Raw genomic sequence first — 20,219 nt, 5'->3', positions numbered from 1 at the left:
GCCTCACCGCCGGGCGGCCCTGACCAGTCCGCCGCCGATGATCAGGCGCTGGATCTCACTGGTGCCCTCGTACAGCCGGAGCAGGCGGACGTCGCGGTAGATGCGTTCCACCGCGACGTCGCGCAGGTATCCGGACCCGCCGTGGATCTGCACCGCCAGGTCGGCCACCTTCCCGGCCATTTCGGTGCAGTACAGCTTCGCCGCGGACGGGCCGATCCGGCGGTCTTCGCCGGAGACGTAGCGGGCGGCGGTGTCGCGGACCAGCGCCCGTCCGGCCAGTACCCCGGTCTGCTGGTCGGCGAGCATGGCCTGAACGAGCTGGAACTCGCCGATCGGCCGGCCACCCTGGGTGGCGGTGGCCGCGTGCGTGACGGATTCGTCGAGCGCCCGCTGCGCGGTGCCGACGGCGAGCGCGGCGATGTGCACGCGGCCGCGAGCCAGCGACGTCATCGCCGCGCGGTACCCGGCTTCCTCGTCCCCGCCGACGAGGTTCGCGGCCGGGATGCGGACGCCGGTGAAGGCGACATTCGCGGTCCAGGCGCCTTCCTGGCCCATTTTCCGGTCGTGCGGCCCGACCTCGACGCCGGGCGTGTCCGCGGGAACGAGGAACACCGCGATGCCGGTACCGGATTCGCCGGCCGGCCGGGTGCGGGCGAACACGACGAACAGGCCGGCGATCGGCGCGTTGGTGATGAAGCACTTTTCGCCGTCGAGGACCCAGCTGTCGCCTTCACGGCGCGCCGTGGTGCGCAGTCCGGCGGGATCGGACCCGGCACCCGGTTCGGTGAGCGCGAACGAGGCCACGACCTCGCCGGAGGCCAGCCGCTCGAGCCATTCGCCGCGCTGCGCCGCGGTGCCGAAGGCGACGAGCACCTGCCCGGCGATGCCGTTGTTGGTGCCGAACATCGACCGCAGCGCGAGCGAGGTGTAGCCGAGCTCCATCGCCAGCTCGACGTCCTGGGTCAGGTCGAGTCCGAGCCCGCCCCACTCGTCGGGCAGCGCGTAGCCGAACAGGCCCATCGCGGCCGCCTGGTTCCGCAGGTCGTCCGGGACCGCGTCGGCCTCGGCGATCTCCCGTTCCCGCGGAACCACCTCCGTACGCACGAACTCCCGGACGAGGTCCCGGATGTGGCGGAAGTCCTCAGCGCTGACCGATCCCATGTGCCCACTATGGCCGTCGCGGCGGCGGCAGGCGACCGGGGTCCCCGGTCACGGTTCGCACTCCGGTTCCGGGCCCTGGTAGCCGTCGCGGGAGGACTCGTCGATCCCGACCTCGCAGTCGATGGACGGATCGAGGTTGTTGTCCTGCACGTGCGCGTCGGTGGAGTGGTTCTGCAGGCCGATCGCGTGGTCCGGGCCGGCCGCCCAGGTGTTGCCCGCCACGGTGAGCTTCTGCACGTCGTCGATCATCACCGCTTGCGAGGCTTCCCGGGTTTCGCAGTAGTTGCCGCGGAAGGTCCAGTTCTCCGAGACTCCCTCGCCGCTGCCGTCGCCGGCCTCGGAGTCCGGGCCCTCGGCCATCAGGCACATGTTGTCGACGCGTTCGCAGCGGTTGTTCTCGATGTCGACGTTCGTGCTCGCGATGTCCTCGTCGTCGGTGGCGAAGGTCTGCATGCAGTCGGCGTGCGCGCCGGTGCTGTTGTCCGTGTCGCTGATGGTGTTGTGCAGGATCCTGATGTGGTCGCCGAAGAAGCGGATGCCGTCGCCGTCGCCGCCCTGGGGCGCCTTGACCGTGATGTTCTGCACCGTCACGTTGCTGCCGTGGATCTCGATGCCGGGCGCCTCCGGGCGGTCCATCGTGTAGCCGTCCACCACGACGTTGTCGGCCTCCACGTCGATTCCGCCGACCTGCTCGCCGTTGCCCGAGTAGGTCCGCGGCTGGTCCGGGGTGCCGCCTTCGGTGATCCGCAGCCGGTCGGACCCGGCCGGGCCCGGTTGCGCATCGGCCGCCGCGGTCACGAACGGCAGGGCCAGTGCGGCGACCAGTACCGCCTTGCCGAGCAGGATCGGAGCTTTCACGGCGGAGTCCCCCTCATTTCTCGCGTGGCGACGCGATGCCGCCGGAAACCTGGACGGTGCGGACGCTAGTCGTGGGCACCGGGACTGGTCCCGGATACGACTTTCGGGGTAGCCGGGACGAGCCGACGAGCCGATTCGCGCCCCGGCCGGACGTCCGCATAATCGGGTCATCGAAGCCGAGGGTCCGAAGTGGACCCCCGAAGACCGGGAGAGGAACCGATGACCGTCACCGCAGCACTGGCCGACTCGATGATCGAGGCAACGGACGTGGGGTCCTACCTCGGCGCCGGGCTGATCGTCGCGTTGGTGGCCGTGCCGCTGGTGTTTTTCATCGCCGCACTGGTCAGTGTGCTCGGCAGCCCGCTCGGCTGCGGGGTGAAGCTGCTGTGGATCGTGTTCGCGTTCTGCGCACCGCTGCTCGGCCCGCTGCTGTGGTTCCTGCTGGGCAAGCGCAGTGCGTACCTGGACGCACGCTGACCGGTGCCCTCCCAAGCCGGCCGCCGGTGGCTCACTCCGCCCGGACCAGCCCGCTCAGCCACGTCGCCAGCACCTGCTGGGTGTCCGCACGCACCCGGTCCGGGTCGGTGGCCTTGGCGATCATCCGGGCGGCTTCCATCACCGCGCTCAGCACCAGCTGGGCCAGCGCGCGCACCGGAATGTCCACCAGTACGCCGCTTTCCCTGGCCTTCGTCAGGGTTTCCACCAGCAGGCCGAGCCCGTACTCGTGCTCGATCTCGCGCCAGGTGTCCCAGCCCAGCACCGCGGGGGCGTCGGTCAGCGAAATGCGCTGCACTTCTTCCCGCAGGCAGGCGTCCAGGAACACGGTTAGCGCCGTGGCCAGCCCGCTGAGCGGATCGGCTGCGGCGGCCAGCACCCCGGCCACTTCAGCGGTCAGGTCGCGTTCCACCTCCACGACCACGGCGCGGAACAAGCCCTGCTTGTCGTTGAAGTGGTGGTAGAGCGCGCCACGGGTGACGCCGGCCGTCCGGGTGATCTCCTCGGCCGGCACGTCGTGGTACCCGCGGGTGCCGAACAGCGTGCGGGCGGCTGTGGTCAGGGCCGAACGCGTGCTGTCGGAGCGTTCCTGCTGGGTACGTCGCACCCACCTAATCTGCCATGACGCCCGCGAAGCGGATGATGTGCCCGGCGAGAGCGTCCGGCTGGTCCTCCGGGACGAAGGTGTAGGAGTCGGCGACCTCCACGACCTCGGCGTGCGGCAGCAGGTCTGCCAGCCGGTGCGCGAGGCGGATCGGGAACAGCTTGTCCTCGGGCGGCCACACGAGCAGGACCGGCGGCTCGAACCCCCGCAGCCGTTCCGCCGCGGCGAGCGTGTGCTTCGGGTGCACCGACCGCAGCAGCTTGCGCAGATCCCTTCGTACGCCTGCGGATTTCCGCAACGGGGACAGGTACGCCTGCGCGATCTCGTCCGGCATCGGCCGCTTCGACACCCAGCCGAACACCATCGGCAGCGGGTGGAGCGCCTTGATCCGGAGCAGCTGCCCGAGCACCGCCATCGATCCGGGCACGTGCGCGATCGTCGACAGCGGCTTGAAGATCGGCGGGAAGAAGTACTCGAAACTGTCCGAGGGCGTCAGCACCACCCGCCCGACCCGCTCGGGGTACCGCGCGAGCAGCAGCTGCGTGACCGCGCCGCCGGTGTCGTTGGCGACGAGGGTGACCTCCCGCAGGTCGAGCTCGTCGAGGAAGTCGCCGAGCAGGGTGGCCGCTCCGGGGGCGCTCAGGTCGGCGTCCGGGCGCATTGCCGCGCTGTGCGCGCCGAACGGTAGATCCGGTGCCAGCGTGCGGAATCCGGCCTCCGCCACCGCCGGCACGACCTTCCGCCACAGCACCGCGTTGGTCAGCACTCCGTGCACGAAAACCACCGGAGCGCCGGTCCCGCGGTCGAAGTAGCGCAGCTCGCCCTGCGGTAGCCGGACGTGACGTGCCTGGCCCAGTTCCTCGTGTGTGGTCATGCGGGGCAGATTACATACATGCAGTCTGTATGTAAATTACCCGGGAGGTCACCGGTCGGCTCGGGTGTGTGCGCGGCCGTCCGCCGAGCAGCGGGAGCACAGGCCGGCGACCGGTTCGCCGGACGGATCCGCGGTCGAGGGCACGGCGTCCAGCCGGCCGCACTGGCCGCACACCAGGTGCTGGTGGGTGAGCAGGGCGGGCTCATACCGCTGCGCGACGCCGACGTGGTCGAAGCGGCGGACGAGTCCGGCGGTGACTCCGGTGGTCAGCACGTCGTGCACGGCGCGGGTCGAGACCATCGGCAGCCGGTGGCGGACCTGGGGCAGCAGTTCGGCGACGGTGCAGTGCGGATGCTCGGCGAGGGTCTCCAGGACGACCTGCCGGGCGGTGGTCACGCGAAGTCCGGCGCGCCGCAGCTGAGCGACGGCGTCGAGAGGTTCGGCTTCGAACGGGCCGGCGCTGCGCGGTTCGGCGTTGGTGGGCTCGGCGCCGCGGGATCCGGCGCTGTGGGGGCCGGCGCTGTGCGGGCCGGTGGCGAGGGGTTCGGCGGTGGCTGAGGTGGTGGACACCGTTCCTTTGTAGCTCGCAGACTTGATCGGGTCAATTGTATGATCCAATCAAGTCTGGGGCTGTGAGCCGTTGCACTTCAGAATGGATCCGGTCAACTCTGGCGGTACGATCCCGGCTATGGACGAGGTGGCGGCCCGATTGCGGGACAGGGGCCTGCGCAACACCCCGCAGCGACGGGCGGTGCTGACCGCGGTCGAGCGCACGCCGCACGTCACGGCCGCGGAGATCGCCACCGCGCTGCAGGCCGAAGGCGCGGTGGGCGGGCTGTCCCGGCAGGGGCTCTACAACGTCCTCGACGACCTTGTGGCCGCCCGTCTGCTGCGTCCGCTCGAGCCCGCCGGCTCACCCGCGCGGTTCGAGCTGGAAACCCACGACAACCACCATCACCTGGTCTGCCGCGGCTGCGGCCGGATCCAGGACGTGCCGTGCGCGATCGGCGCCAGTCCCTGTCTCGACCCCGGCGAGGTCCCCGGTTTCCGCGTCGACCAGGCGGAGGTCACCTGGTGGGGTCTCTGCGAAGCCTGCGAAAGCGCGGCTTCCTGACGCGGCTCAGCCCACGGCGTCCTGCAGTGCGGCGAGGCCGACCGGACCCACGGCGAGCGCGTCGTGGTGCCACTGGCGCAGCGTGAATCCCGGCTTCGCGGCGGCTTCGGCTCGCGCCCGCAGCCACGCGCGTTCCCCGAGCTTGTACGCGATGGCCTGGCCCGGCCAGCCGAAGTAGCGCACCACTTCGGCGTGCACTCGGTGGCCTCCGGCGAGCCCGCGTTCGCGCAGGAACCGGCAGGCGGTGGCGAAATCCCACCGGCTGCCGTCCGGCAGCGGAAGATCGAGGTGCGCCCCGATGTCGAGCACCACGCGGGCTGCCCGCATCGCGGATCCGGCGAGCATGCCCAGCCGCGTGCCGGGCTCGGCGTACCAGCCCAGCTCGTCGGCGAGCCGTTCGGCGTAGAGCGCCCAGCCCTCGGCGTGCCCGCTCACCGAGTGCACCCTGGCGAACCGGCTCGCCCGGTCCGCCGCCAGCTTCGCGGTGCCGATCTGCAGGTGGTGACCGGGTACTCCCTCGTGGAAGACGGTCGTCAGCTCCGACCAGACGGCGAAGCGCTCGCGTCCGCCCAGCGGCCACCAGGTCCGGCCCGGTCGGGTGCCGTCCTCGCTCGGGCCGGTGTAGTACGGCGCCCCGGCCGCCGATCCGCGTGCGATCGTCACGTCCAGGGCACGCAGCTGGTCCGGGATGTCGAAGTGCTCACCCGCCGCGTCCAGCGCGCGCTCGTGCGCGGCCCGCAGCCAGTCCAGATAGGACTCTTCACTGTCCACAGAGTACTGCTCGTCGAGGAGGGTGACCGCTTCGGAGACACTCGCGCCCGGGCGTACCAGCTTCGCCTCGGCGGCGAGTTCCTGTTCGATGCGGTGGAGTTCGTCCCAGCCCCACTGGTACGCCTCGGCGAGGTCGACGTCCGCGCCCAGGCTCAGCCGGGCGCCGGCCGCGTAGCGTTCGGCGCCGACGCCATCGGTTTCCGTGGCCCGCGGCGCGTAGTCCGTGCGGAGGAAGCGGGCCAGCTCCGCGTACGCGCGATGCGCGGTGTCGGCAGCGGTGCGCAATTCCCCGGCCAGCCGGCGAGTATCGGTTCCGCACCGGCCAGCCGGACGGCGACCACGCGCCAGTCCTCGGCGTCACGGCGGGGGAGGAGGTCCACCGAATCGCGGATCTGGCCGAGCGTGCCGAAGTGCGCCTTCACGGTGCGCAACGGTTCACCCAGGTCGTGCCAGGTCAGCTGAGCCTCCAGCCGCTCCCGCAAATGCGCGCCGGCGATCCGGTCCCCGGCCGATTCCGGCGTCAGCCGGGCCAGCCGGGCGAGCGTGGCCCTGGCGAGGTCGGCGCGGGCGGCGAAGCCGGACGGCGAGTAGTCGGTGAGCGCGGCCGGATCGGTGTCGACGCCGCTCACCGTGGCGGTGACCGGGTCCAGCGCGGCCTCAGCGGTGACATGGTCGGCGGAGAGCTCGAAGATCGGGGTCACCCGGCGACGCTATCCCGGCCCGGCTGTCGCGGGCCACTGGCTTGAACACCGGTTACCGCTAGGATCACGCCATGCACATCGTGGCCGTTCTCGCGCTCCCGCAGGTCGTCCCGTTCGACCTCGCCACGCCGATCGAGGTGTTCGGCCGCACTCGGCTGCCCGGCGGGGAACCCGCTTACGAGGTGCGGATCTGCGGGCCCACGGCGGAAATCGACGCTGACGCCTTCACCCTGCGGCCGCGATGGGGACTCGAAGCGCTCACGGCCGCCGACACTGTGATCGTGCCCGGCCGTTCGGAAGTCGACGAGGTCCCGGACGAGGTGATCGACGCGGTGCGTGCCGCGGCCGCACGGGGAGCGCGGCTCGCTTCGATCTGCACCGGTGCCTTCGTGCTCGCCGCGACCGGACTGCTCGACGGCCTGCGCGCGACCACGCACTGGGCTGCCGCACCGCAGCTGGCCGCGCGCTACCCGCGGGTCGAGGTCGACCCGGACGTGCTGTACGTCGACAACGGGCAGCTGCTCACCTCCGCGGGTGCGGCGGCCGGGCTGGACCTGTGCCTGCACCTCATCCGCCGCGACCACGGCTCGGAGGTGGCGGCCCAGGCGTCGCGGCTTTCGGTGATGCCGCTGGAACGCGAAGGCGGGCAGGCGCAGTTCATCGCGGCGGACCTGTCTCCGGTGCCGCGGGGTTCGATGCTGGAGCCGCTGCTGGCGTGGCTCGAAGAGAACTGCGAGAAAGACCTCACCCTGGACGACGTCGCCGCGCACGCCGGCCTGAGCACCCGGACGCTGAACCGCCGCTTCCGTGAGCAGATCGGAACCACGCCGCTGCAATGGCTGCTGCGAGCCCGGATCCGCCGCGCGCAGTATCTGCTGGAGGCCACGGACCACCCGGTGGACCGCATCGCCGACCAGGTCGGCTTCGGCTCGCCGGCGTCGTTCCGGGACCGGTTCAAACGCGTGGTCGGCACCAGCCCGCGGGCGTATCGCGGGAGTTTCCAGCGGGCCTAAGGGCGTGTCTCATGTGGTGTGTTTTTGTAGGTTCTTGCAGCAGGCGGGGGTGGCTCCGAGGGTGAGGAATGCAAGGAAATGGCGGGCTTTGCGTTCGTAGCGCAGGGTCAGGCGCCGGTATCCGGTGAGCCAGGCCATGGTTTGCTCGATGACCCAGCGGTGCTGGCCGAGTCTGTCGACAGACTCGATGCCCTTGCGGGCAATTCGTACCACGACGCGTTGATCACGTATCCAGCGCTCGGACCGCACAGGGATCTTCGAGCCGGACTTGCCTCGATCAACCGGGCTCGGCCCGGTCAGCGATCCCCATTGTTCGCGCGGACACAGGCACCGTCCACGATCGCGCGACTCCAGTCGAGCAATCCTCGGCTACCACCCTGCGGACGCGACTCGAACCCCGGAAGCAGCAGCTCCACCAGCTCCCACAACTCATCCGGCACCTACCGCAACCACAACCGATCAACCACGACCAAGATCATGCCGCATCATCAACTGCCCACAACCACGTAAGACACGCCCTTGGTGTCAAGACTTCGACAGCGAGCTGGGTCGTCGACCCGGTCGTGGACCGCTGGCAGGGTGAAAGAGGGCGTCCAGCCGAGGGGGTCTCGGCAACTCGTGGTCTGTGGCGGCATCGGACAGTCCGGCAAGAAGGATCGCCAGCGTGCGTTGCCACGCTGCATCTCCAGTCGTGCTCTCCATGCTGCACTGCACAGCAAGGAGAACGAGAAGAAGATCTTCGGGTACCACACCCGCCCTCAGCACGCCCGCATCCTGCCCGGCCCTGATGAGCTTCAGTTGCCGCAGTCGGAGCTGGCGACGCAAGCGGCCCGCGATCTGCGAGTTCGGCAGTGGGAGTGTGAACGTTCGGATCAGGCTGCGATCGACGAGCCCGCGAGCGCACAGGCCCCGCACGTAGGAGAGGATTGCCTCTTCGGGAGCCAGCGCGAGCGCGTCGTCAGCGGTGTTCACGTGTTCCAGCAGGCGTTGTTCGATGACGGCTTGGACGAGCTGCGCGCGGTCGAAGTGGCGTGAAAGCGTTGCCACGCCGACCTCGGCGGCAGCGGCGACCTCGGACAGCGGCACCTCGCACCCATGCTCAGCGAAAATCACTCGCGCAGCGCTGATGATCCGAGCACGACTTTCCATCGCATCTCGTCGTAGTGGCTTCACACCCATGCCTCAAGACTAGCATCCGGAAGTAATGCTTCCATCTTCTCGCGAGCCGCGGTACGGTGAGGACAAGATGGAACAGTTTATTCCACATGGACTGGCTGACTGATGCGGAAGCGCCTTCGAGGCCGACTGTGAGCACCGGAACGCGCCCACCGGGTACGCGACGTGGTGGTCGTTCTCGAGCGCTGCTTGAGCGGCAGCGAGACAGTCCGTCGCGACCAGTCAGGAGTCTCGACTTGCGAGCCATTGTCTACCGTCGCCCCGGCGCCTCCGACGTTCTGTCGCTGGCCGAGCGCGACATTCCCGAGCCCGGTCCGGGCGAAGTGCGGGTCCGCCTGATGCGTTCCGGGGTCAATCCCACCGATTGGCGATTCCGAAGCCGACCGCTGCCCTTCGATGAAGTGACGCCAGGGCAAGACGGTGCCGGCGTCATCGACGCGGTGGGGCCGCAGGCAGCCGATTTCAAGGTTGGCGATCGCGTCTGGCTGATTCTCGCCCAGCACGGAAAGCCTTTCGGTACAGCGGCTGAGTATGTGGTGCAACCGATCAGCCGCGTCGTTCCTTTACCCGATGGGGCGAGTTTCGACATCGGTGCCGCCATCGGGGTTCCGGCGCTGACTGCGCATCGTGCTCTGACAGTGCACGATCGCGGCCCCGCGCGTCTGGGGCCAGGTGCGATGACCGGACTGACGGTCCTGGTGCAGGGCGGTGCAGGAGCGGTCGGCAACGCCGCAGTCCAGTTGGCGCGCTGGTCGGGCGCGACCGTCGTCACAACGGTGAGTTCCAGCAGGAAGGAATCCTTGGCGAAGGCCGCTGGTGCCCACGATGTGATCAACTATCGGCAGGGCGACGTCGAGAGCGCGGTACGCGCGGCCGCGCCCGACGGCGTGGACTTGGTGGTGGAGGTCGCTCCAGCCCAGAACAACGCACTGGACCTTGCTGTCTTGAAAACCGGCGGAACCGTAGCGATCTATGCCAAGCACGGAGGCGACGAATACTCAGTACCCATTTTTGAAACATATTTCAAGAACCTCCGATATCAGTACCTTGTCCTGTACTCCCTGCACGCCGAAGCGCTGGCGTGCGCGGCGAGCGACGTGACGGCGGCCATCGCCACTGGTGGCTTCTGCGTCGGTGAGGACTCTGGGCTCCCGATCCATCACTTCTCCCTCGCGGAGGCTTCGGTGGCGCAGGACGCGGTCGAACAAGGAACGGTCGGCAAAGTTCTTTTGGACATCGCGGAGACATGATGGCGACGCTGATGCCTGGGGTCGAGGAGCATCTGTCACATTCCCGCTGGCTGTCGGTGATTTCTCGGACCGCGCTGAACACGTGTACCCCGACCGGGCGGCCGGCCCGGCGGAAACGGCGGGCAACGGGCCAAGGTCGTGCGGTGCCGCCGCGCGGAACTGGGTATGTTGCGGAGACCCACGCGGAACGAGGAGAACGGACGGATGAGCGAATCGAGCGGTCGAGACGTCTGGCGGCCTGGGCAGGACTGTCAGGCTGTGGCCACGGCGCTGGCGTTGGGCCAGGACGTGGATCGGATCCACGGAGCGCCGTGGGGTGTCGTCGGAACCCTGGGTGACAGCATTTGCTACGTCGGTGTGAACGACAAGGTCGACGCCATCCACGCCGCCATGGGGCGCCGGATCGCGGAGCGGGACCTGCCGGTCCGGTTGCTGGCGCCGAACTACTCGGGCGGGATCTCGGACGGGCAGCGCAACGGCACACCGCAGATGCGCTACTCCCTGATCGGCAGGGAGACGACCAACGACGGGCTGTCACTGCACTTCGAGGGCAGCGACATCCGTGGTGTCGTCGCCGTCGTCGCCTGTGACAAGCCGCCCGTCGGTACCACCGCGGCGATCATGGAACGCAACGTTCCCGCCGTGGTGCTCTCGGACGGCTCCATCCGCCCGGGCACGGATCCGCTGACCGGCGAGACGATCGACCTCGTCAGTTGCTTCCAGGTCGCGGGAGACCCGGATGCGGCGAAGCGCGAGCGCTGGGCCCGCAATGCCTGCCCCGGGCACGGCAGCTGCGGTGGGATGTTCACCTACAACACCATGCAGACCTTCATCGCGCTGTTGGGGCTCGAGCCGCTGCACATGGTGTCGCCCGCGTCCGAGGACCCGCGCCGGACCGAGGTGTTCCCCGAACAGCTCGTGGACTGCCTGGAGATCATGACCCAGCGGGCCATCACTCCCCGCGACCTCGCCACGCCCGCCGCGTTCCGCAACGCCACGATCGTGGCCATCGCGATGGGCGGATCGACGAACGTGCTGCTGCACGCACCCGAGATCGCCCGGGCCACCGGGATCGATTTCTGGACCGAGGTCATGTCCCAGCACGACTTCAACCAGCTTTCCCGGACCGTGCCGGTGCTGATCAACGCCCGCCCGTTCGGGAAGTACAGCATGGTGGACATCGACGCGGTCGGCGGTCTCCCGGTGATCGTCAAGGAACTCCTCGACCACGGCGTTCTCGACGGTTCGACGCTGACGTGCACCGGCGAGACCCTGGCTGAGCAGGTCACTCGTCTCGACCCGCCGGCGCCGGATGGCGAGGTCGTCCTCGGCGTGGCCACGCCGTTCAAGCCGACCGGTGGTCTCCGGCTGCTGTCGGGCAATCTCGCCCCGAACGGCGGTGCGGTGATCAAGCTGGCCGGTGTCGAGACGGGCATCGTGGACAACCGCTTCGTCGGGCGTGCGCGAGTATTCGACAGCGAGCGAGACTTGTTGAGCGCCCTCGTCGACACGCCGGACATCTTCGCGGACCAGGACATGGTCGTCATTCGCTACGAGGGCCCGCGCGGCGCGCCCGGAATGCCTGAAATGCTGGATCCGACGTCACGCATCACTGCCTTGTGCCGGCGGAAGGGGATCTCTGTCGCGCTGATGACGGACGCGCGTTTCTCCGGCGGATCGGTCGGCCTGGTCATCGGGCACGTCGGGCCGGAGGCCGCTCTCGGTGGGCCGATCGCGTTGATCGAGGACGGGGACACGATCACCGTCGACCTCGACCACGACACACTCGACTCCGCTGAATTGGCCGACTCGGCGACGTTCGAGGCGAGGCTGCGGCGTTGGCAGGACGAGGCCGCCTCGCACGGCGGCGAGCATCCCCTGGTCCGGCCGGTCACGACGCGGCTGTTGCGTCGCATGCGCGCCGCTGCCGCCACGGCCCTGGAGGGCGCCGGGATGGCCACGCCTTCCGGTACCCAGCGCTGAGTCACCGGTTCCAGGCTCCCGCTCGCCCGCAACGGGATGCCTGGGACCGGCACCGGGGCATTGTCTTGAGCCGTACGCTCTGGTCGGACCGCGGACTGCGGACCGCGGCGAGGCGGGCGGTCGCGCGAGCGGCGGTCGGTCTGGCGACTGGTGCGCGGATGGGTCGGGCGCATCCCGGCACCTCCGGAGTCGTGCGTGACAGCCGCCGGGGTGTTCAGGCCAGGCGGTCGAGCGAGGCGGTGCGGGCGTGACCGAACCGTAACAAACGACAACCGTGGCTCGAACGCACTGCCGAACACCTCCTCGCCTTCCTCATCCTCGGAACCAGTGCTGTGTCGCACAAGGGTGACGGGGATTGCCTGCCGAACATTTCGTGGCTCAGCACCAGCCTCATGTGCTACACGGAACTCCGAAGGCCCGGCACATGAGACACGCTCTCAGGGCAAGGGTGCGCTGAAACGTTCGATCTTGCCGTTGGAATGTTGCCGAACTTGGTCATATCCACATGGATCAGCGAGCCCGGGGTAGGGGTGTTCGTAGCGGCGTCACGGATCCCCGGTCACGCGGTCGATGCGGGACAGACGGTTGATCCGGCAGCGAACCAGGACCGCGTGCACGGTGGAGGCGGGCATAACGGGTACGGGGGTCAGGGCGGCATTGGGTTGCGACACGACACGAAGGCCTCCGGTCAGTGACGTGGTTCCTCGACAGCTCCACTTCACAACCAGAGGCCTTCGTCTTTCTGCACGACAGGCCGCCCATCGATCACCTCAAACCACAACAACGTCCCTGAACATCACACCTAAGCCAGCACCCGGGCGAGGTTTTCCAGTGCTGCCAACGGATCCGGCCCGGCGGGGTAGAGCACGTGGTGGTCGGCGGGGATCTCGGCGAGGCGGGCGCGGGCCTGGTCCGGGGTGCCGGCGACGGAGAGCTGATCGGCCCATTCGTCCGGGAGCTGCCGGGCGAAGTCCGACGGGGAGGCCGCGTTCTCGCGCAGCCGACGGAATTCCGCGGCGAACGGCAGCGGGGCGATGTGCGGTGCCCAGTCGGGCTCGCCGAACGTCTCCAGGTGCGGGCGGACGAGGGCGCGGGCGCGCTCGGCGTCGTCGTGCACGGCGGCGACGTGGTAGGCCACGATGTCCTTCGTGCCGACGACTTCCCGGGCCTGGTGCAGGTATTCCGGGGTCACCGGCTCGGCCAGGATCACGCCGTCGGCCACCTCCGCGGCGGCGGCCAGCGACCGCGGGCCGCGGACCCCGGCGTACAGCGGGGGAGGAACCGCCGGTGGCTGCTCCAGCCGGACGTCCTCGAGTCGGACGTACTTGCCTGCCACCGTGATCCGCTCGCCGTGCAGCAGCGCGCGGGTGGCGTCGAAGTACTCGCGCAGCAAGGTGACCGGGCTGGCCGGCCACGTACCGGTCTGGCGCATCCACGCGGGCGTGCCGTGACCGATGCCCGCGATCAGCCGGCCGGGGAACAGCTCCGCGAGCGTCGCGAGATCCAGGCAGGCGAACGCCGCGTTGCGCGCGCCGGCGGGAAGGATCCCGATGCCGACCCGGATCCGGCCGGTCCGCGCGAGCACGGCCGCGGCCTGCGCCACGCCGCCGCGCAGGAAGCAGTCCTCGAACACCCACAGCTCGGCGAACCCGAGTGCGTCGGCACGCTCGGCGTAGTCGAGGAGCTGTCCGGCAGGCAGAGTGGGCGGGGCGATGACGCCGATCGGGGTTTCCACCGGACCCACTCTGCCAGCGCCCCGCCCGTCTCGTCCGTCCGCGAGTGCCGGAAGCGTCAGTCGGTGCCGTACTCCATGGCGGCGCTGTCCAGTAGCTCGTCGTCGCCTGCCTGGCCGCGGGAGGCGATGGCCTGGGCACCGCCCTCGGGCATCGCGCCGATCAGGCCGGTGGAGGCTGCCTGCGCGGCGCCGATCAGCCGCGGGTGCGAGCTGCCGACCATGCCGAGCCCGGCGTACTGCTCGAGTTTCGCGCGCGAGTCGGCGATGTCGAGGTTGCGCATGGTCAGCTGGCCGATCCGGTCGGTCGGGCCGAACGCGGAGTCCTCGGTTCGCTCCATCGACAGCTTGTCCGGGTGGTAGCTGAACGCCGGACCGGACGTGTCGAGGATCGAGTAGTCCTCGCCGCGGCGCAGCCGCAGGGTGACCTCGCCGGTGATCGCGGTGCCGACCCAGCGCTGCAGGGACTCGCGCAGCATCATCGCCTGCGGGTCCAGCCAGCGGCCCTCGTACATGAGCCTGCCGAGGCGGCGGCCCTCGTTGTGGTAGCTGGCCACGGTGTCCTCGTTGTGCACCGCGTTGACCAGGCGCTCGTAGGCCGCGTGCAGCAACGCCATGCCCGGCGCCTCGTAGATGCCCCGGCTCTTCGCCTCGATGATCCGGTTCTCGATCTGGTCGGACATGCCCAGCCCGTGCCGTCCGCCGATGGCGTTGGCCTCCAGCACCAGCTCGACCGAGGTGGCGAACGGCTTGCCGTTGATGGTGACCGGGCGGCCCTGCTCGAAACCGATCGTCACGTCCTCGGCGGGGATCTCCACTGCCGGGTCCCAGAACCGCACGCCCATGATCGGGTCGACGATCTCGATCCCGGTGTCGAGGTGCTCCAGCGACTTCGCCTCGTGGGTGGCGCCCCAGATGTTGGCGTCGGTGGAGTAGGCCTTTTCGGTGCTGTCGCGGTAGGGCAGGTCGTGCGCCTGCAGCCACTCGGACATCTCCTTGCGCCCGCCCAGTTCCCCGACGAACGCGGCGTCCAGCCACGGCTTGTAGATGCGCAGCGACGGGTTGGCGAGCAGTCCGTAGCGGTAGAACCGCTCGATGTCGTTGCCCTTGTAGGTGGAGCCGTCGCCCCAGATCTGCACGCCGTCCTCGAGCATCGCGCGCACCAGCAGGGTGCCGGTGACGGCGCGGCCGAGCGGCGTGGTGTTGAAGTACGCGCGGCCGCCGCTGCGGATGTGGAATGCGCCGCAGGTCAGCGCCGCGAGCCCCTCCTCGACGAGCGCCTCCTTGCAGTCCACCAGCCGGGCCAGCTCGGCACCGTACTGGCCGGCCCGCCCGGGCACGGACGCGATGTCGGGTTCGTCGTACTGGCCGATGTCGGCGGTGTACGTGCACGGGACCGCGCCCTTGTCCCGCATCCACGCCACCGCAACGGACGTGTCGAGACCACCGGAGAACGCGATGCCGACCCGCTCGCCGACGGGAAGGGAAGTGAGCACCTTGGACATGGGAATGATTATGCATGACGATGTATGAACGTGCATCCCGGGGTGGGCGTGCTCACGTTTCCACAGGTCAGCGCGGTGTGGTCACTTCCGGATGATCGGGGCGAAGGCCGCCCGTACGTCCGCGTCCGAGGGCTCGACGCCGGTGTCCGACGGCGGGCCCAGGTCGGCGACGTAGGAGCGGTAGTGCAGTTTCCGCGGGCAGCTGGCGCCACCGATCTCCACCTTCGTGTCCACCACCAGTTTGCCGGTGCGCAGTTCGTAGGCCTTCAGCGGAACGGCGACCTTGTGGAACGTCACCTCGATCGGGAACTCGGGCACCATCTTGTTCTCGTACGGGCAGGTCTGCACCGGAGTGCCGTCCTCGTCGTCACCCAGGCACACCACGAGCACTGCTTGCGCCGCGTCGGACGCGCGCCACTCCGCGGGGAAACGGCCGCTGTACCCGTCGTTGCCGTAGAAGAGTGCACGGTTCGTGCCCGCGCCGTACGGGGCGGCGGCGCTGTAGGGCGCGGGGCTGTCGCAGTAGTCCGGTTCGATGCCCGTCGGCCCGTCCAAGAGCTCCCGGACCTTGGCCAGCTCCAGTGCTTGAGTGGCTTTCGTGATGCCTTCCTTCGCCTTCGCCACGCGGGGATCGGTGGGGTAGCGGTCGACGATCCGCTGGTACCAGGTGCGTGCGGTGGTCCAGTCCTTTGCCGTCATCAGCCGGTCGCCGCAGCCGAGATACGCGGCGGGCGCGGTACGGGCGACGGTGGCGGCCGACTGCGCGGGCGCCGGCCCGGCCGACGCGTGCGCGGAGAGCCAGTCGTCGATCTTGGCGGTCGTGCACGCATCCGGGGTGGGGAGGTGCCGGAGAAAACCGCCGAGCACGACCGCGGCCATCGCCTCGTGTCCCGGCATCTCCCGGCGCACCGAGGCGAATTCGCCGAACGCGGCAGCCGTCGCGCCGGGCTTGCCGGACAGCGCTCGGGCGAGTTTCCCGTTCGCCGCGCGCAACCGGCGGCATGCTTCCCGGGTGGCTTCCTCTCCGGTCACGAGCGGAGCGTCCGCGACGCGGTGCCCGAGCCAGCGGCTGTCCAGCGCCTCGGTCGCCGTCGCGCAACTGCCTTGCGCCCGGGCGTCGGCGATCACTCCGTCGATCCGGACCGCGTCGAACCGCAGCAGTCCCACCGCGGCGAACACGACTGCCGTCACCGACAGCGCGATCATCCGTTGTTTGCCGACCTTCGCGGCATTCTCGCGCGCCAGGTACCACCCGTGTGCCACGACGAACGCCCACCACGCCAAGATCAGCACTTCGAACCAGCGGAACGGTGCGACGGTCGTCAGCAGCACCACGAGCACCACTGTGACCACGATGGTGACCGCGGCGAGCAGCCGCCGCCCCAATAGCAGGTAGCCGATTCCGAGCAGGGAAGCGTTGCCCACGGCGGCAGCCACCCGGTCGCGCGGGCGTGCGGCCGGCCGTTCGTCGGTGTCAGGCGGCGAGTACATGGCAGCCCTTTCGGTTCGCCGGAGGCGCCCAGTTTCCGGCAACCGACGCGGGACCGGTCCCGCGTCGGCCGGGACCGGTCAGTCATCAGACCAATGGGATACCCGATTGGTGTGCACGGTGGTGGGTTACACCGTTTGGAGCAGTGACGATGCACGATGCGGTCGGTGACTTTCTTCCGCGTGGCCTCATCCGGTTAGGCCTAGACGTCCGATCGATGCCGGATTTACGCTGCTGGCCGCGGCCCAACGGCGGGTCGGGGTCCGAGAGGGGAAGACATGACTCTGCCCGGCAGAATCCGGCTCGCCGCCGTGGCGGTGGCCGGCGCGATCGCCGCGACCCTCGCTCTCACCCAGCCCGCCGCCGCGGCTCCGGGTGGCGTGCCGGTCGTTTCCCCGACCCCGCAACAGATCAGTAGCCAGCCGGACGAGGTGAAGATCCCGTCCACCGTCGTGCTGGTGGTGGACCAGACCACCGACGCGGCGGCGAAGGACCTGCTCTCCACCCTGCTCAAGGAACACGGGGCCAAGCGGATCATCACGCTCGACCCCGATGCCGCGGCACAGCAGCACGGTCTCCTGCTGGTCCGCCTCGGCGGTCCCGGCTTCAGCAGCCAGGCGCCGTCGCAGGCGGAGGGTTACGCGCTCACGGTGTCCCGGTTGTCCGGCATCCTGATCGCCGGACGCGACGGTTCCGGCCAGTACTACGGAGTGCAGACGCTGCGGCAGTTGCTCGTCCCGTCCGGCGGCAGCTGGGCAGTACACGGCGTGAGCGTGCGCGACTGGCCGAACATGGCGCTGCGCGGCTCGATCGAGGGCTTCTACGGTCCGCCGTGGAGCACCGAGGCCCGGCTGCACCAGATCGCGTTCCTCGGCGAGACCAAGGCGAACACCTACATCTACAGTCCGAAGGACGACGCGTACCTGCGGGCGCAGTGGCGCGACCCCTACCCGCAGCAGGAGCTGGAGACGCTGGGCCAGGTGGTCGCCTCGGCCACCGCGCACCACGTCGAATTCACCTACGCGCTCTCGCCGGGCGTCTCGATCTGCTTCTCCTCGGCCGCGGACGTGGCGGCGGTGAAGGCGAAGTTCCAGTCGGTCTACGACCTGGGTGTGCGGTCGTTCTCCATGCCGTTCGACGACATCTCCTACACGAAGTGGAACTGCGACGGCGACCAGGCGGCCTACGGTGCGCCAGGGCAGGCCGCCGCGGGCAAGGCCCAGGTCACGCTGCTCAACGCGATCACCGCCGACTTCGTGAAGACCCACGACGGTGTCCGTCCACTTCAGACAGTGCCGACCGAGTACAGCGACCTGGAGGACTCGCCGTACAAGACCGAGCTGCGGGAGAACCTCGACCCGTCGGTGGTGGTCCAGTGGACCGGGACCGCGGTGGTCCCGCCCAGCGTGACCAACGACCAGGCGCGCCAGGTGTCCACATTGTACGGACGCAAGGTGTTCCTGTGGGACAACTACCCGGTGAACGACTACGGCGAGTCCGCCGGACGGCTGCTGCTGGCCCCGTACGACCACCGCGACGCCGGGCTGTCGCAGTACCTGGGCGGGATCGTCTCGAACCCGATGAACCAGGAAGCGGCCAGCCAGATCGCCGAGTTCGGGGTCGCGGACTTCTCCTGGAACGACGCCGCCTACTCGGCCGAGCGCTCCTGGCCGCAGGCCCTCGCGCGGCTCGCGGGTGGGGACCCGGAGGCGACCGCGGCGCTGACCGTGTTCGCCGACCTCGAGCACTACGGCCCCTCGTCGGGCCCTGGGCCGTGGCAGCCGCAGGCGCCGGTTCTCGCGGCCAAGACCGCCGACTTCTGGGACCGCTGGAACGCGGGCGACCACAGTGCTTCCGGCGAGCTGCGGGCCTACGCCGAGCAGATCCGTGACGCCGCACCGGTGATCCGCGACGGCCGGGTGGACAGCGCGTTCGTCACCGACGCCGGCCCGTGGCTGGACGCCACCGCGCTGTGGGGCCAGGCCATGGTGACCCGGATCGACGCACTCACCGCCGCCGCGGAGGGCGACCAGGACAAGGCCCGGCAACTGACCACGACCGGCGACAGCCTGGTCTCCCAGGCCCAGGCAGTGAAAACCGGCAACACCAACGCCTGGGGCGTACGTCAAGCCCTGGTCGGCGACGGCGTGCTCGACACTTTCCTCTCCCAGGCAAGGGATGCGACGGTCGGCTCCACAGCGGGAGCGGCATAACCGAGGCGGTCGGCGTCATCCGGTGAAGGCGGGGACCAGTGCGGGATCGTTGAACGCAGTGATGCGGGCGATCCCCGCGCCGGCGAGGGTGAGCACCTGCACGCCGTATGGGCGCTCGCCGTTGTGCACGACGTAGGCCGGTTGCCCGTTCGCGCGGGTCGGGGAAAATCCCCACTGCCCGCCGCCCAGCACCCGCGAAGACAGAGAACCGAGCACTGCGGGGCGTCCGGCGAACCACGCGGCGATCGGGGGCATCTCGAACTCGACGTCGGCCCGCAGCAGTGCAGCCAATGCGGGCACGTCGGCGCGGGTGAATGCCTCGGCGTAGCGATCCGCGAGGACGCGGTGTTCCGGCGGTAGCGCATCGGGGCCGGCATTGCGCCGGTGAGCCGCGCCCGTGCGCGGCGCAGCGCACTGTCGACGGCCGCGGCCGTCATGTCCAGCCGGCCGGCGACCTCGGCGGTGGAGAACGCCAGCACGTCGCGCAGGGTGAGCGCTGCGCGTTGGCGCGCGGGCAGCAGCTGCAACGCGGCGACGAACGCGAGCCGCACGTTCGCTCGGTCCACGGCCGCTGTGACCGGGTCGAGCAGGCGGTCGGGGACGGGCTGGAGCCAGGGCACGGATTCGTCGCGGAGGGTCGGCGCGGTCTCCCTGGGAAAGCAACGTCACGAAGTGCGTTTTCCGGTTCGCGCGCGCCGCCTCGCCGGCGGCGTAGCCACGGAGGTAGCGGATGGCGGCCTTGGCGCTGGCGTAGCCGCCACTGAGCGGAGAACCGCCGAGGACCGCACCACTGGACATGAGCATCACGACCGCCCCGTCCGGTAGCGGATTCCGCAGCACCGCGCGGATCCAGGCGAACGCGTGCTTCGCCTCGGTGTGCCAGTTGCGGCTGAAGGTTTCCCAGGTCTGGTCCTGGTCCGGCGCCATGTGCGGGGTGGCACCCGCGTTGAGCACGCGCAGTCCGGGACGGTGGGTGCACAGGACTTCTTCGGCAACCGACTCGTCGGTGGCATCGGCCGGGAGCGGGGTGAACCGGTCACCCAGTTCGGCGTGCACCGCTCGGAGGCCGTCGGTACCCCGGGCGATGCCGGTGACGGCGTATCCGCGGCCGACGAGTGCGGTGGCAATGGCTCGCCCGGAGCCCCGGCTCGCTCCGCTGACCACGGCACTGGGCAGCTGCTCGGACATCTCGTTTCCCTTCCTCGACCGGTCCTGATGTGGACCGCCGGGGGAGAAGGGACCCGTCGGGTGACCGAAGTGTCCTACGTCATAGCCGGCTG

The 20,219-nt window shown here is 69.7% G+C and carries 17 protein-coding genes and 4 pseudogenes; 6 read left to right on the top strand and 15 right to left on the bottom strand.

Annotated features, from left to right (window positions below; all coding sequences use genetic code 11):
- Nucleotides 1-3: 3 nt before the first annotated feature.
- Nucleotides 4-1,161 carry an acyl-CoA dehydrogenase family protein gene (locus tag BJY18_RS12615; protein WP_184780152.1) on the bottom strand — a complete coding sequence of 386 codons (1,158 nt, stop codon included), beginning with the start codon at nt 1,159-1,161 and terminating at the stop codon, nt 4-6.
- Nucleotides 1,162-1,209: 48 nt separating this feature from the next.
- Nucleotides 1,210-2,019 carry a right-handed parallel beta-helix repeat-containing protein gene (locus BJY18_RS12610; RefSeq protein ID WP_312873828.1) on the bottom strand — a complete coding sequence of 270 codons (810 nt, stop codon included), beginning with the start codon at nt 2,017-2,019 and terminating at the stop codon, nt 1,210-1,212.
- Nucleotides 2,020-2,238: 219 nt separating this feature from the next.
- Here BJY18_RS12610 and BJY18_RS12605 point away from each other — a divergent pair, with 219 nt between their 5' ends.
- Nucleotides 2,239-2,496 carry a PLDc N-terminal domain-containing protein gene (locus BJY18_RS12605; protein ID WP_246458855.1) on the top strand — a complete coding sequence of 86 codons (258 nt, stop codon included), beginning with the start codon at nt 2,239-2,241 and terminating at the stop codon, nt 2,494-2,496.
- 31 nt (nt 2,497-2,527) lie between these two features.
- Here BJY18_RS12605 and BJY18_RS12600 read toward each other — a convergent pair whose 3' ends face one another.
- The 3 genes from BJY18_RS12600 to BJY18_RS12590 are packed head-to-tail and all read right to left on the bottom strand — an operon-like array spanning nt 2,528 to nt 4,562.
- Nucleotides 2,528-3,121 carry a TetR/AcrR family transcriptional regulator gene (locus BJY18_RS12600; protein WP_184780150.1) on the bottom strand — a complete coding sequence of 198 codons (594 nt, stop codon included), beginning with the start codon at nt 3,119-3,121 and terminating at the stop codon, nt 2,528-2,530.
- A gap of 4 nt (nt 3,122-3,125) precedes the next feature.
- Nucleotides 3,126-3,992: an alpha/beta fold hydrolase gene (locus BJY18_RS12595; RefSeq protein ID WP_184780149.1), complete on the bottom strand. Its 867-nt coding sequence runs from the start codon at nt 3,990-3,992 to the stop codon at nt 3,126-3,128.
- Between the two features lie 48 nt (nt 3,993-4,040).
- The gene (locus tag BJY18_RS12590; protein ID WP_312873827.1) at nt 4,041-4,562 is read right to left on the bottom strand and encodes a Fur family transcriptional regulator; all 522 of its coding nucleotides are present in this window, start codon (nt 4,560-4,562) and stop codon (nt 4,041-4,043) included.
- Nucleotides 4,563-4,680: 118 nt separating this feature from the next.
- Between BJY18_RS12590 and BJY18_RS12585 the strand changes: the two genes are divergently transcribed.
- Nucleotides 4,681-5,106 carry a Fur family transcriptional regulator gene (locus BJY18_RS12585; RefSeq protein ID WP_184780148.1) on the top strand — a complete coding sequence of 142 codons (426 nt, stop codon included), beginning with the start codon at nt 4,681-4,683 and terminating at the stop codon, nt 5,104-5,106.
- Nucleotides 5,107-5,112: 6 nt separating this feature from the next.
- Here BJY18_RS12585 and BJY18_RS12580 read toward each other — a convergent pair whose 3' ends face one another.
- Together BJY18_RS12580 and BJY18_RS36815 are read right to left on the bottom strand one after the other, a co-directional pair.
- Nucleotides 5,113-6,162, bottom strand: a complete 1,050-nt coding sequence (locus tag BJY18_RS12580; protein WP_246458853.1) for a DUF885 domain-containing protein — start codon at nt 6,160-6,162, stop codon at nt 5,113-5,115.
- Between the two features lie 87 nt (nt 6,163-6,249).
- Nucleotides 6,250-6,506 (bottom strand): annotated as a pseudogene (locus tag BJY18_RS36815) (DUF885 family protein); the annotation flags it as partial.
- A gap of 143 nt (nt 6,507-6,649) precedes the next feature.
- On the opposite strand from BJY18_RS36815, the gene BJY18_RS12575 reads away from it, so the two are divergent.
- The gene (locus BJY18_RS12575; RefSeq protein WP_184780147.1) at nt 6,650-7,591 is read left to right on the top strand and encodes a GlxA family transcriptional regulator; all 942 of its coding nucleotides are present in this window, start codon (nt 6,650-6,652) and stop codon (nt 7,589-7,591) included.
- 9 nt (nt 7,592-7,600) lie between these two features.
- Here BJY18_RS12575 and BJY18_RS12570 read toward each other — a convergent pair.
- Nucleotides 7,601-8,031: pseudogene (locus BJY18_RS12570) on the bottom strand (transposase).
- Nucleotides 8,032-8,116: 85 nt separating this feature from the next.
- On the bottom strand, nt 8,117-8,770 hold the full coding sequence (locus tag BJY18_RS12565; protein WP_184780146.1) for a TetR/AcrR family transcriptional regulator: 654 nt from the start codon (nt 8,768-8,770) through the stop codon (nt 8,117-8,119).
- 233 nt (nt 8,771-9,003) lie between these two features.
- On the opposite strand from BJY18_RS12565, the gene BJY18_RS12560 reads away from it, so the two are divergent.
- Together BJY18_RS12560 and BJY18_RS12555 are read left to right on the top strand one after the other, a co-directional pair.
- A complete protein-coding gene (locus BJY18_RS12560; RefSeq protein WP_184780145.1) occupies nt 9,004-10,017 on the top strand; it encodes an NADPH:quinone reductase in 1,014 nt (337 codons plus the stop codon).
- Between the two features lie 204 nt (nt 10,018-10,221).
- Entirely contained in the window at nt 10,222-12,000 is a 1,779-nt protein-coding gene (locus BJY18_RS12555; protein ID WP_184780144.1) for a dihydroxy-acid dehydratase domain-containing protein, read from the top strand.
- A 475-nt stretch (nt 12,001-12,475) separates the two neighbouring features.
- Here the strand turns inward: BJY18_RS12555 and BJY18_RS12550 are convergent.
- The 4 genes and pseudogenes from BJY18_RS12550 to BJY18_RS12535 form a co-directional block, all read right to left on the bottom strand.
- Nucleotides 12,476-12,632: pseudogene (locus tag BJY18_RS12550) on the bottom strand (IS481 family transposase); the annotation flags it as partial.
- A gap of 170 nt (nt 12,633-12,802) precedes the next feature.
- Complete coding sequence (locus BJY18_RS12545; protein WP_184780143.1) at nt 12,803-13,735, bottom strand: LLM class flavin-dependent oxidoreductase; 933 nt, start codon at nt 13,733-13,735, stop codon at nt 12,803-12,805.
- Between the two features lie 56 nt (nt 13,736-13,791).
- On the bottom strand, nt 13,792-15,237 hold the full coding sequence (gene argG / locus BJY18_RS12540; RefSeq protein ID WP_184780142.1) for an argininosuccinate synthase: 1,446 nt from the start codon (nt 15,235-15,237) through the stop codon (nt 13,792-13,794).
- A gap of 81 nt (nt 15,238-15,318) precedes the next feature.
- Nucleotides 15,319-16,728, bottom strand: a complete 1,410-nt coding sequence (locus BJY18_RS12535) for a tetratricopeptide repeat protein (RefSeq protein WP_184780141.1) — start codon at nt 16,726-16,728, stop codon at nt 15,319-15,321.
- A gap of 276 nt (nt 16,729-17,004) precedes the next feature.
- Here BJY18_RS12535 and BJY18_RS12530 point away from each other — a divergent pair, with 276 nt between their 5' ends.
- Entirely contained in the window at nt 17,005-18,939 is a 1,935-nt protein-coding gene (locus BJY18_RS12530) for a glycoside hydrolase family 84 protein (protein WP_184780140.1), read from the top strand.
- Here the strand turns inward: BJY18_RS12530 and BJY18_RS38010 are convergent.
- Together BJY18_RS38010 and BJY18_RS38005 are read right to left on the bottom strand one after the other, a co-directional pair.
- Nucleotides 18,852-19,490 (bottom strand): sigma factor-like helix-turn-helix DNA-binding protein, encoded by a 639-nt coding sequence (locus BJY18_RS38010; RefSeq protein WP_376774759.1) that lies wholly within the window; start codon nt 19,488-19,490, stop codon nt 18,852-18,854. The two genes, BJY18_RS12530 and BJY18_RS38010, sit on opposite strands and share 88 nt — an antisense overlap.
- Before the next feature lie 145 nt (nt 19,491-19,635).
- Nucleotides 19,636-20,127: pseudogene (locus BJY18_RS38005) on the bottom strand (SDR family oxidoreductase); the annotation flags it as partial.
- Nucleotides 20,128-20,219: the final 92 nt, after the last annotated feature.

Source organism: Amycolatopsis jiangsuensis (assembly GCF_014204865.1).
Classification (GTDB): domain Bacteria; phylum Actinomycetota; class Actinomycetes; order Mycobacteriales; family Pseudonocardiaceae; genus Amycolatopsis; species Amycolatopsis jiangsuensis.
This window is presented reverse-complemented; position numbering and strand designations above follow the sequence as displayed.